At 28.7% G+C, this 1,311-nt stretch carries 2 protein-coding genes; both read left to right on the top strand.

Annotated elements, in window-relative coordinates; translation table 11 throughout:
* Positions 1-606 (top strand): ABC transporter permease (locus tag E6A48_RS09400; RefSeq protein WP_219709960.1); only part of this gene is annotated, 606 nt, incomplete at its 5' end.
* A 15-nt stretch (positions 607-621) separates the two neighbouring features.
* A complete protein-coding gene (locus tag E6A48_RS09395) occupies positions 622-1,197 on the top strand; it encodes an ankyrin repeat domain-containing protein (protein ID WP_219709959.1) in 576 nt (191 codons plus the stop codon).
* Positions 1,198-1,311 lie beyond the last annotated feature (114 nt).

Raw genomic sequence — 1,311 nt, 5'->3', positions numbered from 1 at the left:
TTTTTCACTATAGAAGTTTATTATAGCAGATTGGCAGTAATGGAAAACACTATGTATAATATTGGATTTTTTACAATATTATTCTTATCAATTTTATGTATGAAACTAATAGCAGAAGAGAGAGCATCTGGCACATTTGAACTTATAATGACCTCCCCTATTACTTCACTTCAATATGTGATTGGTAAATATTTATCTGTATTAGTTGTTTATGCTTCACTTTTAATTATGACTTTTGTTTACCCTATACTTTTAATGATATTTGGAAAGCCAGATATGGGGGTAATATTTAGCGGATATTTAGGATTATTTTTACTTGGCACTGCTATACTTGGACTTGGTTTAATAGCTACAAGTATATCAAAAAGTCAATTAGTAGCTGCTATTTTGGGTGTATCTATGGGGGTATTTGCTTACATTATAAACTGGCTTAGTGAGATGTTTACTGGTGCTAGTAAATTATTAAATGCTATTTCTATAACTACATATTTTTCTGATTTTACTAAGGGGTTAATAGATATACAAAATGTAATATTCTTTCTTATTTGGGCTATTGCTTGTATATCAATATCTACTATGCTTGTAGAGTCATATAAATGGCAATAAAAAAGGCTTAAATATATGTCTCAAATAGTTGAATATGTCAAAAATAATGATTTTGATAATGTAAAAAAATTGATAGAAGCTGATAATTCATTAGTTGATGCTAGAGATGAAGAGTCAAGATTTACACTTTTAATGCTTTGTGCCAAAAAGGGTTATATTAACATAGCAAAACTTTTAGTAGAATGTGGAGCTAATTTAAATGCTAGAAGCAAAACAGGCATAACTGCTTTAATGTTTGCTTGTGCTGAGAAACAAGTAGAAGTTGCCAAATATTTAATAGACTCTGGTGCTGATGTTAATTTAAGGGATAAGCCGTTATTTTCTGCTTTACTTTATGCTTCACTTACAAAAGAACATGATATTATAAAAGCATTAATAGAAGCGGGGGCTGATGTAAATGCTAAGAATTTCAAATTAGTAACCTCTTTAATGTTTGCTGCTGGTATAAATGATATAGAAACAATGAAGCTTTTAATAGATGCTGGTGCTGATATAGAACATAAAAACAAAGATGGGGAGAGGGCACTAGAGTTTGCTATTCGTAAAGAGCAAAAAGAAGCAGCAGATTATTTAAAAAGCATTTCTAAATAATTTCATATTTTAATTTGACATAATAAATATTTATTATATAATATACAACATATGAATTTAATTAAATATTTATTAAATTATAAGACAGTCTACAGTCTACAGTCTACAGTCTAC

The sequence above is a fragment of the Brachyspira pilosicoli genome, assembly GCF_019402445.1.
GTDB classification, from domain to species: Bacteria; Spirochaetota; Brachyspiria; order Brachyspirales; family Brachyspiraceae; genus Brachyspira; species Brachyspira pilosicoli_B.
Note: the sequence above shows the minus strand (reverse complement) of the source record. Positions and strands in the feature narration are given on the sequence as shown.

Coding starts and splice junctions, on each gene's coding strand:
- E6A48_RS09395 (WP_219709959.1), top strand. CDS start 622: ATGTCTCAAATAGTTGAATATGTCAAAAATAATGATTTTGATAATGTA.